This is a genomic window from Chryseobacterium indologenes (assembly GCF_002025665.1).
Lineage (GTDB): Bacteria > Bacteroidota > Bacteroidia > Flavobacteriales > Weeksellaceae > Chryseobacterium > Chryseobacterium metallicongregator.
In genome coordinates this window covers 1,254,602-1,268,404 of sequence record NZ_CP018786.1, presented here as the reverse complement: position 1 = coordinate 1,268,404, position 13,803 = coordinate 1,254,602, and the positions used below count along the sequence as shown (strand labels likewise).

Genomic DNA, 13,803 nt, shown 5'->3' with positions numbered 1-13,803 from the left:
ATTTTCGAGTTAAAAAGTGACCGACAGTGCAAGGTTAAAGTACTATACGAGATTGAATACTAACATCTTATGAAAGTTTGGATTTCTGAGTGTAAAGCAAAGTGAATTTATAATCTTTGAAGAAAAATAACAAGTAGTCCATAGGTTTATTTTTATGAGATAGAAAAGAATAAAAAACTATACCATAGCATCTAAGATTTCCTTCGGGCTATCCCACTTGAAAATAGTCGATTGGTATTACAAATGATGATTTGTCAATTGTGTAGATTCATAATAAACCTTAATTGTCAGGTCAATTATTCTCTACGACCAATATTATGTTTCAAAGGTTACTTATCACTGTTATTCCGACTATTAACTTCAACAGATAAATTATAGATCCATTGATTAAAATCAACAGAAGATGGAATATTGTACTTTTTTCGCAATCTATTCCTTCTAATTTGTACAGCTCTAACTGTTACAAATGTATATTGAGAAATTTCTTTGGTAGAAAAATTAAGATAAGCCAACGCACAAAAATATAGTTCTGAACTCTTTATCAAAGGATCAAGCTCTGTCATTTTAATAACAAAATCCGGATAAAGATCTTTAAATAAAATCAAAAAATCCGGACTGTTATTTTTAGCTAAAGTAATAAGTTCTTCTAATTTTTTGCTATTAGTTTCTATTAAATCGGTTTTTAAATTTTCATTTTCTATAATAATTTTTTGTTTTTCCTTTTTTAAAGTCTCACTCTTTTTCCTTCTTGAGTAATAAAAGTAAGCCAATAGGAATGTAATTATTGAAATGACCGATATTATATATATATATTGCTGCACTTTATCATCATGCTCACGCTTATTCTTATTTAATATTTCATTAAAGGCACGTTCTATTACCGCTTTATTTCCGCTTTCAAGTGAATCATGTGACTTTTGATAATAGTACAAATACATATTTGCCTTCTCAATATCCATTTTATTTTCCGTCATATAATCTCCCAAAACCTTATACAAGTGATTCTTTGCACCGGAATTATTCAATTGAATCGCATTTTTCAAAGCCATTTCATAAGAGTATACAGCTTTTTCTTTATTCCTGAGGACCTTTTCGAGATCTCCAATCCCTTCCCAGGTATAATGTAAGTAAGCAATATTATACTTTCTTAGAATAGATAGAGAGCTATCCAGATAAGCACGGGCATTTACAAAATCCTTTCGTGACATTTTATATTCAGCATTCTGAACATACGTAGTGGATAGCATTACACATGCATATCTTTCAGGTAGTTTTCGCAATATATTCTCTTGAAGTTTTAAATGTTTCGCGACAGAATCGGTTTGATTCTGAATTTGAAAAATAGCTGACAAATTTTGATGTGCTAGAAAAAGATATCGATATCTTTCACTATCATTTGTAAGTTTATTCGAAAGTAGTAATTGCTTTTGAAATTGCTCAATGGATCTTTTATGCAATCGAAGATTTCCGTAGGTTCTGCCTTTAAGCCTCGCTACTTCAATATGACACTGCAAAGACTTTTGAAAGTAACGTTGGTTTTCTGAATCTGCTAAATAATCAAGTCCCTGCTTGTATAATCCTATTTCTAATAATACTTTAGCTATACAAATAGACGATTTTGTAATTCCTTCAGAATAATTCCTTTTTTTTGAAATTGTAAGAGCCTTCTTACCACTATTTAAAGATTCCACATATTGCATTTTAAGAAATTCTTTATTAGAATTATTAAGAAGCAACCGTACCTCTGCCTGTAAATCTGATTGACAATAAAAGTTATTGGCTATTAAAAAGAGTACAATAAAACATAATTTCATTTTATGATTTTTTTACTATTTTTTGCTAATATTTTACAAAGACACAACTAATAGAAGTTCGTTATTAAATATACTGTATTACTTATTTTTAAAGAAAGGTATTCTGTATATGCAAAGAACTTGCCAAATCTGATTAATTTTATACCGGATAATTACCTTCTTTCATAAATTATTTTATTGTAACACTTAGGGTTGCACCCTCACACATTGAACTTAAAATTGGGTTTTAGCAATACTTATTTTCACATCACATTAAAAGGAAATTAGCAGCATCCCCCCTAGAAACATATACTACAGAAAGAAAAACTGGTTGGTACACTAAATGGCATAAGATCTAATTTCAATCAGCATCATATTGTTATTTTAGCTAAGGAAGAATAATGATTTGTTTACGTTTATTACAATTGGAAATTTACCAATTCAATCAATGTATTTATCTGCAAGAGGGCGCAGTAGGTTTTTCAGGGGGTCAAGTTAAAAAGATTTTCATCTAAGATTTATCAAAAAATCAGGATAATTAATATATACTGAGCTATTTTAAATTAGTGCTAAAACCTTTGAATAAAAGATTGTAAATAAGATTTATTTAACTTATTTTTAAAAAAATTAAATAAATTCTTTATAAAATCCCTAAAAATTAAAGTTTTTAAACAATGAAAATCACAATTCAATTATTCTTATTATTCCTTTCTCTTTTTTTCCCTGCTTCAGATGCAGCTGAAAGCAGAATAGGCACGTTGATAAAACTTTACAATTACGACATTTCAAAATCAATTATTTGTCAAAATAATATATATATTCTAAAAGACATCTTCACCCAAACACCGCTATTTTTTAATCAGACTGACGGTGAAACTGTAACAAAGAAAATATACAATAATGATCAGTTTTTTTTTAAGGGGCAATATCAAAATACTATTACTTTCCAAAATAAAGCTACCCACATTCAACCAGCTTATTTTGACTTACATTCTGATATATATTTTAAAATACCAAAGATTAGAAATTTCATGTATTTAGCAAAAGTATTTTTGAAAAAAGAATCTGAGGAAACACGAATTACTAAGCTTAAACATACATTTATATTATTATCAAGCATTGCATCTCTAGGATTCAGTACAATTATTTTATTTAAATTCAATAAAGAAAAGAACCATAAATATGAAATTATACAGAAGTTCAATCTTATAATTTATAAAAATAGAATGGATTTAATAGCAAAAGACAAAACTATTAATTTTCTTACACAAAAAGCAAATAACTCACTCCCTGCACTTATAAACATGGTACAAGCCAATTCTCCACATTTTTGGAGCCATTTCCAGCAAAAATTCCCAAATTTCACACGAAGAATGCTCGAAATCAATCCTCATTTAAAAACTTCAGAACTTACTTTATCTGCATATCTTTACCTAGGCTTAACTACAAAGGAAATTTCACAATATACCTTTAAGTCCGTTAAAACTGTAGAAAATAATAGATATAATCTAAGAAAAAAAATCAATATCAAATCAGAAAAAGATTTGTCAATTTGGATACAGGAACATACTAAAAATCATAATACTGATCTAGATTAAAAAAGGTTTGCACAGAAAGATATACTTTCCTGCTTTATTTCTTTTCAACTATTTTATCAAAAATAATTGACTTAAAAGGAGTACTCAACAACTACTCTAGTTTTTTAAAAAAAACTATTAAAATACAGACCATTAACATATAAAGACATAATAATAATAATAATAATAATAATAATAATAATCGTAATAGTAACAAGTACCAGCTTGATCATAATTAATCTACGATGAATTTTTCCATCAATAGAGCCAAACTACAACATGAACTTTCAATCTAGTCCTTCAGGGCTTATACATCATAGCATCTATTTATCTGTAAATAAACATTTACAGAATAACTTATACGTATATCTCTAAAAACTATACTTCCTCTTTAATACATTAGGACTTACTATGTCCTACTTTAATTAAGTTATTTGAAAACTATTTAATTAAAATACACCTATTTAGGACTGGTAATTTAATGTGATATCTATGTTGTATGTAAAAATAATATTACATTCTATACTTTTACTAATATTGCATTACTATTAATTAAAAGAATATATGATCTTTAGTAGTGTATGACTAATAAGTAACAAAATTAAGCACATATTTAAAGAAACTATATATAACTAATTTATTACAACTTTACTTGTTCCTCAATTATGGTTTCTCTACCACCATTTATTAACTAAATGGTGGTTTTAAAATATAAAAAACATCTCAATATATACATCTCTCTATCGAATCAATAGGATGATTCAAAACATTTTATCGCATCAAAAACTATAATATAATTTATAAATAAAAGATATGGACGGTTTAAATGAAAAGTTATTAAAAGAAATTACATTAGAAATTACTACAATATTTACTCTTATCTTTGTAAATTTATTATACTATTGGGAAATTATTTCTGTCGTATTTTTATTACCAACAATATTAGGGGGATTATTAATATTATTAAAAACAGCAATTGCAAAACTTATTAAGAAAAATTATATAGGCTTAGAGTTTTTTATAGCTATTGCGGTTACGTTATGTTTACTTTATAAAGAGTACCTAACAGGTTCTGCTATTCTAACAATCATCCTCATTAAAACACTAAAAGACAATCAATTGTCAAGACTAATCAACCTACTTCGAGAAAATACTGAAATTGTTTTTTTATTTGAAAAAAAAATAAATATACACTTTCGCTGGCTAACTGTATTGTTTCTATTGATTATTGGTGAATTTTTTATTATAACCGGCAATATTAGAATAACGCTTATTCTATTAATTTTTTTTTCAGTACCAGATTTTGATTTAATTATTTCAGCGGTCAAAATGCTTGCAAAAGCCAGACTTATTAAAGAAAAAATCACTTATGAAAATGTTTCATTAAAGAAAGTAAGAACACTTGCTATTCATAAAAAAACAATAAAAATCATAATCCAAAATATAGTAGGAATCATACTTATCCTTTATTTTATTACACTACCGCTTGTCATCTACTTTGAACTTACTCCAGTAAAGTCCACAATAGTATATTTAGTTCCAGAAATATTTGTTTTTTTTAATTCTATTAAAATATTAAATACTAGAATTTAGTTATATTAAGAATGAGCAATTCTCAAAACTTTAATTGAACATTAAAGCCATTTTACATGAAGAGTAAATTTACTTTTCTTTCTAATTATAGGTTCGAGTTTACCATAGTCCTTGGAGGAAAGTGGCTTTAGCAAAAATGAAAATTAAAGAATATACCGAATAGAAAGGATAACCATATTGCAGATAGAGCCCAAAAAGTCGATTTTTGGCCTGATGGAGAACATTCAAGAGCAACTTTGACAACAAAGTTTGTTGGTCTATTGAGTCAATATTGAAGAATGGAGAGTATAAAGCGCAAAAGATCTAAAAAACCATTTCGCCTTTTGGTTTGGCAAATGAGACGATTTTTAAGAGTAAATCTCCATTTACCTTTACGGAGGACTAATGTTTTGGGGGCACGAAACATTAGTGATCGTAGTTTTAAACGGAAGAAAATCGCCCAACCAGTTTGCAGATATTCATGAAAAAAGAATGCAATAGAGATTTGTGAAACCGGAAATAAAAAGCCGGCTTCATATATCCAAGCCGGCTTTTTTTCAAAAAGTTATTTAATTATTTTCAATCCAATCAACGGACAATTTACGCCCGGCAAAAAGCCATTTGTTTTCGAGCTTTACAAATTTGTCATGGTAACGAATTGCTGCTACCATTAATTTTTGTTTCCCTTCTTAAATAGTAAGATGGTGTGCCATACAGTAAGCAATTCCCGTTGCCGTATGTCCGTTTAGCTTCACAGTGTTTTGCCCGTTAAAGTGCATGGTCGCATTATAAGTACTCAGATGATCAAACACGGGGAACAAATCACCCCTATCGTTGATGACCTGCGAAGGTATTCCCGATTTTGGGTCATAATAAACCTCAAACAATAAGTCCTCCGTAAATAGCTCCATCTGTCCCTGCGAATCTCTTGTATCTGCACAGTATGCATAACTGTCTATCAATTCCCGGATTGCCAAGCGGTCTTCTGATTCCTGAAATTTTTATTCTGTATTCATTTCTGCTGATTTTTGAATTTTATTTATGGTTTTATAATTCGTATATATTGGACATAAAACTGATGTAGTCAGCTTCTTTCAGGCCAGTTCTTGCGCCAATCCATGAAGTGGCATCGTTACCAATGATATAGCGCAGTTGATTGGTATTGTCAGTAATTGCCTGATAAATAACATCTGTCACTTGTTCTGCGGAAGCCATTCCATCATGCATTTTTTCGAATTTAGCCATGAATTTTTCTGTAAAAGAATTATAATCTTTCAGATCTTCATTAATTCCAAATTTTTCTTCTGCTGTCTGATGAAACGTGGTATCTACGCCTCCCGGTTCGATGAGTTTCACTTTTATTCCCAGTGAAAACAATTCATAATAGAGCGACTCAAAAAATCCTTCAATAGCAAATTTGGAAGAAGCATAAAGAGAAACCATTGGCATTCCGATTCTCCCCGCAGCAGATGAAATAGTAGTAATTATTCCAGATTTATTTTGACGGAAATGAGGTAGGATTGCTCTTGTTACATTCATAGTCCCAAGAACATTTACACGAAACTGCTCTTCTATTTGTTCAGGTTCAACAGCTTCAAATAAACCAAATTGTCCGAACGCAGCATTGTTTAACAAAACATCTATTTGTTCAAATCTTTCAATAGATTTTTGTATTGCATCAGTAATTGTGTTTTCTTTTGTTATGTCTAATTCAGCTACTAATACATTTGGATATCTGCTTAATTCGGTTTCCTGTTTAGGGTTTCTCATAGTAGCTATTACATTCCAGCCTTTTTCGGCGAAAAACTTTGCTGCTATGCGCCCCATTCCTTTAGATGTGCCTGTAATTAAAATCGTCTTTGTCATTTTTTTGCATATATTTTATGACAATAAAATTAATAATGTCTTTTTTTAATTTGTTTTCTACAAAGCTCAAAAATCACTTTCTAAAAAGCTCATTTATTTTAGGTTGGTTAAGATTTCTCTTGGTGTTACACCGCATTTCTACTTAAAAGCGGTATAGTATAGAATTCTTCAAAATTGACCATGTTAATCCTGCGAAAGTGATCAGTTGATTCCTGAGCAAATTGACCACCCAAAAAAGTCAGAAAACGTGCCTTGAATAACTTAGCCAAAAAATACCAATGGCTAACAAAAGAATAGACATGTTGAACATCAAACAATTATTACGATTATACACCCAGGGAGTAAGTAAATTGCAGATAAGCAAACAACTGGGTACCTCACGCAATACAGCCAAAAAGTATATTAGCCTGTTCCATGAACACCAACTTACATATGATAAGCTGATAGAGCTGAGTGATGAATATTTAGATGATTTATTCGAGACTCCGCCAACCGATATAAGGGATAAGAACAGTATCAAAAAAACAACTTAAATCGCTCTTTCCTTACATATCCAAAGAACTAAAAAGTGTTGGGGTTAGATGTTATGGATGAGGGTGACGAGCCTACTACTGTTGAGTTACTAAATTTATGCACTCATTTGGACTCAACAATACAATGGAATATCGTGGGGCACAATAAAACAAAATAGAATCGGATATTTGCCAATTCTATTTATTCAAAAATTGTAAGCTTTTATGCAGAGATTAATTTTCTCTTTTAGCTTATTATAAATTATTGATACTAAATAAATTCCAGTACAATTTTAGCTTTTTTCTCATTTTCCTGGAGACAAATTAATTACTATCATACGACAAATAATTGATGAAGATAAAAGATTGAAATGTATTCCTTTGAACTGAGCATAAATACTTTTAAATTAATATTTGATTAAGTGCACTTTTATAACATCCTAAAATAAATTCCGTATAATATAACTGTGCATCTAATGCCTGAGTCTTATCATGAAGTTCTATGCGTTTGGAAAGCACAATCCCTCCTTTGTAACTGAATGAGCAGAATGAATACACTTTAAATCCTGAATTTCTTACAGATGCAGCATATCCCGTAGAAGAAATCCCCCAATCTGTTCCAAATGATTCAGCAACCTTTATAGCCATTGTATCAGCCATTTTTTGGGTTTCAAAACCATTTTCCTCAACTTCAATACTGTTGATATCTAAAAAGTTAAATTTTTCAGGTACTGTAAAAGTTGTTACTCCTCCTTTGTAAAACAGTTTTGCATTAGGCATCTGGGAAAAAGCAAGCTGTATTAATCCCGAAGTGACACTTTCTGCTACAGATACTGTTTCATTCATTGTAATAAGTGAAGTACTGATATAATCAAGTAAGTTTTGCTGAAATTTCATTGCATCTAAAATTTAATGTTAATCTAAAAAACTTTTTACACTGCTGAAATCATGCTCAGATAACGTCATAGTCATTCATGGTTGTTACAAAATAATGCTCAATCATTTCCTTGGCATTGCTGCACATTGATAAAAGATCTTCTCTGGTCATATCTTCAAAAATAAAATCATCATGAACCTCAATAATGAACTCAGTTACTTTTTCAGTGTTCATCAGATCATAAGCCATTAAATCATTTAAATTCTCTAATCTGCATTCTTCCTTAAAAAAAGGTTGTTTTCGGGAAATGGAATTCTTAAATTGAAAAAGATGTATTGTTTTCATGGCTTCCAGCGTTAGGATGATAATAAGAAAAGTCTGTTTTGTATAAAAAAAGTTGTTTACTCATTAATGTTCAAACAGATTTCTTTTTGTAGATTCAGTTGATGAAATATATTATATATCAATAGGGTTAAAAAGGACAGAAACCAGAGGTTCCTATCCTTAATTAATTAAAACCTTCTGAAAACAGATTTACCTATTTTATAGAGATTTTAATAAGCTCATTATTAAAGTTGAGAATCCGTAAGTCTATTAATTTCGCTTTTCCCAGTCTTTTTTTACTACTACAATGTTTTCTAATACCAGAGACAAGCATTATGTACGATGTATACTTTCAACTGCTCTCTATATTTTCCAGTCTAAAATTTGCATTATTTATAGTGATATAAACTTTAATGGATCTGATAAATTCCTGATTATTATACTACAAAGATGGCCGTTTCAGTATAGACTACACTATATATATCTGGAATAATCTTACATATATCCCACTTTTATAAGTCTTCCAGGTTTCCAAGACGCCTTTGTTTCAACTGCTTATAAAATGAAGGAGAAAGCCCCGTGATCTTTTTAAACTGGTTAGAGAGATGAGCCACACTGCTGTAATTGAGTTTATAAGAGATTTCTGTAAGATTCAGTTCGTCATACAACAGCAGTTCTTTTACCTTTTCCACTTTATTAATAATGATAAAATGCTGGAGTGTCATTCCTTTCACTTCAGAAAAGGTATTCGCAAGATAAGTATAGTCATATCCTAATTTTTCGCTTATATAATCTGAGAAATTTTCTTTTGGAAGTTCATCTGAATAATGAATCATTTCGATCACTACATTCTTTATTTTCTCTATCAGGATACTTTTTTTATCATCTAATACCTCAAGTCCTGTTTTAAGTAAATTTTCTTTAAGGATTTGTCTTTTTTCTGAGCTAATATCATCCAACAATTCTACTGTTCCCAAATCGACGACAGCATTTTTAATGCCCAGTTTTTCCAGTTCCTGATGGACAACCATTTTGCAGCGCAAACTTACCATATATTTTATATACAACTTCATCTCCCTTACGATTTATACCGGCCAATTATTTCATTAACAGCCATTTATTCAAAGTTAGTCTATTCAATCGGAAATATCTATGATTTATACAACAAATTAAAAGACAATTGCAAAGCTTTCCTTTTTTAATGATTGAAATTTACAGGTAACAAAAAATATTTTCACAATGTCAAAAGAAAAAGACGGAAAAAAGAAATCAGATAAAACTCCACCCGCAAAATCCGCAAAAGAGAAACGGGAGGATAAAATGAACAAAAGAAAATACAGGGAAAATGAAGCCCGAAATACCGGCAGCTAAATGGTCCCACTGAAAAAAGACGGAATTATACTCAGAAAAACGACATTAGACTTTGAGAGTGAGGGTGTTTTAAATCCAGCAATCATTCAGGATAATGGAAAAATACATTTATTGTACAGGGCTCTTGCAAAGAATAATTTCTCCAGTATTGGTCATTGTATACTATCAGATTATAAGACCATAGAAACCCGGTTCAGCAACCCGGTTATCATCCCCGAGTTTGAATACGAAAAACATGGAGTTGAAGATCCAAGAGTCGTAAAAATTGATCAATTATTTTATCTTACCTATACCAGTTATGACGGAATTAACGCATTGGGAACACTTGCCATATCGAAGGATCTTATATCATGGGAAAAAGTAGGGATTATTGTCCCAAAAATTCTGTACAAAAAGTTTAAACTTTTGACAGAATCCCAAGGTGAAATAGGAGAAAAGTACAGACGCTTCAACAAACTCCCGCCTGCTCATAAAAAGGATAAAGAGGTCTTCCTTTGGGATAAAAATGTAATATTTTTCCCAAGAAGAATTAACGGTAAGCTTTATTTTCTTCATCGAATAAGACCTGATATCCAAATTGCAAGCATACAAAACATTGAAGATCTGAATCCTGATTTTTGGAAAGATTATTTCCTTCACTTTAAAGAACATATTGTATTATCTCCCCAATATGAACACGAGGTAAGCTATATTGGCGGAGGATGTCCCCCTATAGAAACCAAGCATGGATGGCTTTTGATATACCATGGGGTACATGATACCATTGAAGGGTATGTTTACAGTGCATGTGCTGCTTTACTGGATCTTGATAATCCCAAAAAGGAAATTTCAAGACTTCCTTACCCTCTTTTCAAACCTGAAGAAGAATGGGAACAGAAGGGAGAAGTAAACAATGTCTGCTTCCCTACCGGAGCCATCGTAGAAGGAGATACACTCCATGTTTACTATGGAGCAGCGGATAAAAGAATTGCTGTTACCTCTTTAAGTCTTTCAGAATTACTGAAAGAATTACTACGGTACACATCATAACTGACGATTCAATACAGGATGTCAGACTTTAAAACAGATATCATCATGAATAAAAATATAAAATCAGACGTGGAGGAAAAGACAAAAAGACGATCTGTACAAAGTAAAAAAAACACAATTTATCATAAGCCTGAAATTATCTTTATAAGCACTTTTCCTCCTAAGGTGTGCGGTATTGCAACCTATTGTCAGGATTTAATACAATCTCTTCAGATAAAGTTCAATGAATCATTTACCATCATCATCTGTCCGATGGAAACTGAGGATGAGCATTATCAATATGAAGCAGATCCAGAATATCGCTTAAATACATCCGATGCCATATCTTATTTAGAGCTGGCTGATAAAATCAACAAAAATGACAGGATTCAACTGGTTATGCTCCAGCATGAATTTGGATTTTTCAACGAAACCCCAGACGGATTACTCCTTTTCCTTCAAAATTTACAGAAAGACCTCATCATTACTTTTCACACTGTTCTGCCGAAACCCGATCCGGAATTAAAAGAAAAAGTAAAAGAAATCAGCAGTTTCGTAAAATCTATTATTGTCATGACCGGTATTTCTGCGGATATCCTTACCAATGATTATGATATTTCATCTGATAAAATTAAAGTGATACCCCACGGTACCCATTTGCTGCCATTTATCGATAAAATTTCACTGAAAACAAAATACGGACTTAAAGATAAAAAGGTACTTTCAACATTTGGTTTACTGGGTGCTGGGAAAAATATTGAAACCACTTTAGAAGCTCTGCCTGAAATCGTTTCCCAAAATCCGGATGTAATGTTCCTGATTATCGGAAAGACACACCCCGGAATCATTAAATATGAAGGAGAAAAGTACCGTGATTTTTTACAGGATACCATTAAGAGGCTTCATCTGGAAAAACATACATACTTTATCAATCAATATCTGCCTTTGAATGAGTTGCTAGATTATCTTCAACTTACCAATATCTATCTTTTCACTTCAAAAGACAGAAATCAGGCAGTAAGCGGTACTTTTTCCTATGCCATCAGCTGTGGATGCCCTATTGTTTCTACCCCTATTCCTCATGCTGTGGAAGTCTTAAATGAAGATCTGGGAATTATTATTGATTTTGAAGCTCCGGAACAGCTTGCTGCTGCCGTGAATACATTATTGAAAAATGAAACCGCACAGGAAAAATTACGATCAAATAGTCTGGAAAAAATGGCTCCCACAGCCTGGGAGAATTCATCTATTTCACACGCCTTATTATTTCAACAATACAACAAAGACAAAATGACATTACACTATACATTCCCGATCATCAATCTTAGCCATATCAAAAATATGACAACGGATTTTGGAATGATCCAATTTTCTAAAATCAACAAACCTGATATCAATTCCGGGTATACTTTGGACGATAATGCCCGTGCTTTGATTGTAGCCTGCAGACATTACGAAGTAAGCAGAGATGAATCTGATCTTGACTTAATCTCAACCTACCTGAATGTAATAAAGTTTTGTCAACAACCGGATGGTAGTTTTCTCAACTATGTAAATAAAGATAAGGAATTTGCACAACAGAACTACGAAACCAACCTTGAAGACTCCAATGGCAGGGCAATCTGGGCATTGGGATACCTTCTTTCTATAAAAGCAATCTTACCACGACTTTTTTCTGATGAAGCAGAGTCCATCATTGAAAAAAGTCTTCCGTCTAGTGATAAAATTTATTCTACACGTGCAATGGCTTTTATTATAAAGGGATTGCATTATCAAAACTCTGAAAACAATATTCCATTATTGAAAAAACTGGCTAACAGACTGGTAAAAATGTATCAGCATGAGAAACATAAAGACTGGCATTGGTTTGAAAGCTATCTTACTTACGGAAACAGCGTACTCCCTGAAGCTTTATTGTGTGCGTGGATTACAACCCAGGACGAAATGTATAAACAGGTTGCCAATGAATCATTCAAGTTTTTGCTTTCTAAAACATTTAGTAAGGGAGGCATTAAAGTAATATCTAACAAAGGATGGCTGCAGAAAGAAACGATTAATAGTCCTGAACCAATTGGTGGTGAACAGCCTATTGACGTTGCTTATACCATACTAACCTTATCTACATTCTACAAGGTTTTTAATGATGAAAAATATTTGCAGATGATGAGGAATGCTTTTAGTTGGTTTTTAGGAAAGAATCATTTGCATCAGATTATTTATAACCCTGCAACAGGTGGATGTTATGATGGGCTTGAAGAGAAAAATGTTAATCTTAATCAGGGAGCAGAATCCACGGTAAGCTACCTCATGGCAAGGCTTTGTTTTAAAAAGTAATAGCATAATTAATGTTGTAATCCATTGTAATGAAAATAAGTATAGCATTCATGACAATAGCCTGCAAAGTATTAGTTTACTGGTAATTCCAACCAACAGTCAAACTTCTGATCAAACACTGATGTTGGTCATTTATCCACAGAAATGACATATTAAAAAGTTATTCATAAAAAAAACTCCCTAAGAAGAGTTAAAATAACTGTATTAATTCTACTGCAAATACGACAAAAATAAATAGAATCGTATGACTTGCAGCATATAAATGTAATTGATTAACACCTACATTTACTTTTCATAATAGTTGTACATTCTCATTAGTACAATTGACTCTCCCCTAAAAAGGAGGGTTTTTGTTATATAATCTACTATAGGGCATTAGGGAGGCTAATAAGACTTTCATATAGGAAATCATAATTACTAACTGAGGTGCACAATTAGCAATAATTATGAAAAACCACAGGTAGCCAAAAGAAATCAGCCAATTTATTTATTATTATCCAAGAATCCAGTTGTAATAAAAAAGTTATCGAGTAGAAAGTAACCGTTAGTTTGAAAATTCCAGAAAGATA

At 31.4% G+C, this 13,803-nt stretch carries 11 protein-coding genes; 5 read left to right on the top strand and 6 right to left on the bottom strand.

Features of this window, described 5'->3' with window-relative positions; translation table 11 throughout:
- Nucleotides 1–329 precede the first annotated feature (329 nt).
- Nucleotides 330–1,814, bottom strand: a complete 1,485-nt coding sequence (locus BUE84_RS24620; protein WP_185117014.1) for a helix-turn-helix transcriptional regulator — start codon at nucleotides 1,812–1,814, stop codon at nucleotides 330–332.
- A gap of 653 nt (nucleotides 1,815–2,467) precedes the next feature.
- Here BUE84_RS24620 and BUE84_RS05815 point away from each other — a divergent pair.
- Both BUE84_RS05815 and BUE84_RS05810 read left to right on the top strand, forming a co-directional pair.
- Complete coding sequence (locus BUE84_RS05815; protein WP_079240867.1) at nucleotides 2,468–3,391, top strand: helix-turn-helix transcriptional regulator; 924 nt, start codon at nucleotides 2,468–2,470, stop codon at nucleotides 3,389–3,391.
- 792 nt (nucleotides 3,392–4,183) lie between these two features.
- Nucleotides 4,184–4,963 carry a hypothetical protein gene (locus BUE84_RS05810; protein ID WP_079240866.1) on the top strand — a complete coding sequence of 260 codons (780 nt, stop codon included), beginning with the start codon at nucleotides 4,184–4,186 and terminating at the stop codon, nucleotides 4,961–4,963.
- A 668-nt stretch (nucleotides 4,964–5,631) separates the two neighbouring features.
- On the opposite strand, the gene BUE84_RS24665 is transcribed toward BUE84_RS05810, so the two are convergent.
- The 5 genes from BUE84_RS24665 to BUE84_RS05780 form a co-directional block, all read right to left on the bottom strand.
- Entirely contained in the window at nucleotides 5,632–5,904 is a 273-nt protein-coding gene (locus BUE84_RS24665; protein WP_202971511.1) for a nuclear transport factor 2 family protein, read from the bottom strand.
- A gap of 85 nt (nucleotides 5,905–5,989) precedes the next feature.
- On the bottom strand, nucleotides 5,990–6,808 hold the full coding sequence (locus tag BUE84_RS05800) for an SDR family oxidoreductase (protein WP_079240865.1): 819 nt from the start codon (nucleotides 6,806–6,808) through the stop codon (nucleotides 5,990–5,992).
- A 914-nt stretch (nucleotides 6,809–7,722) separates the two neighbouring features.
- Nucleotides 7,723–8,217, bottom strand: a complete 495-nt coding sequence (locus BUE84_RS05790; protein WP_079240863.1) for a CinA family protein — start codon at nucleotides 8,215–8,217, stop codon at nucleotides 7,723–7,725.
- Between the two features lie 55 nt (nucleotides 8,218–8,272).
- Nucleotides 8,273–8,542, bottom strand: coding sequence for a heme oxygenase (locus BUE84_RS05785; protein WP_079240862.1), 270 nt, complete (start codon nucleotides 8,540–8,542; stop codon nucleotides 8,273–8,275).
- A gap of 491 nt (nucleotides 8,543–9,033) precedes the next feature.
- Nucleotides 9,034–9,594 (bottom strand): helix-turn-helix domain-containing protein, encoded by a 561-nt coding sequence (locus BUE84_RS05780; RefSeq protein WP_202971510.1) that lies wholly within the window; start codon nucleotides 9,592–9,594, stop codon nucleotides 9,034–9,036.
- 166 nt (nucleotides 9,595–9,760) lie between these two features.
- On the opposite strand from BUE84_RS05780, the gene BUE84_RS24915 reads away from it, so the two are divergent.
- From BUE84_RS24915 to BUE84_RS05770, 3 genes are read left to right on the top strand one after another with little or no spacing between them, the layout of a single operon-like run.
- Nucleotides 9,761–9,892, top strand: a complete 132-nt coding sequence (locus BUE84_RS24915) for a hypothetical protein (protein WP_262487980.1) — start codon at nucleotides 9,761–9,763, stop codon at nucleotides 9,890–9,892.
- Complete coding sequence (locus BUE84_RS05775; protein ID WP_079240861.1) at nucleotides 9,893–10,921, top strand: pesticidal protein Cry7Aa; 1,029 nt, start codon at nucleotides 9,893–9,895, stop codon at nucleotides 10,919–10,921.
- Nucleotides 10,922–10,966: 45 nt separating this feature from the next.
- Nucleotides 10,967–13,234, top strand: a complete 2,268-nt coding sequence (locus BUE84_RS05770) for a glycosyltransferase (RefSeq protein WP_238594369.1) — start codon at nucleotides 10,967–10,969, stop codon at nucleotides 13,232–13,234.
- Nucleotides 13,235–13,803 lie beyond the last annotated feature (569 nt).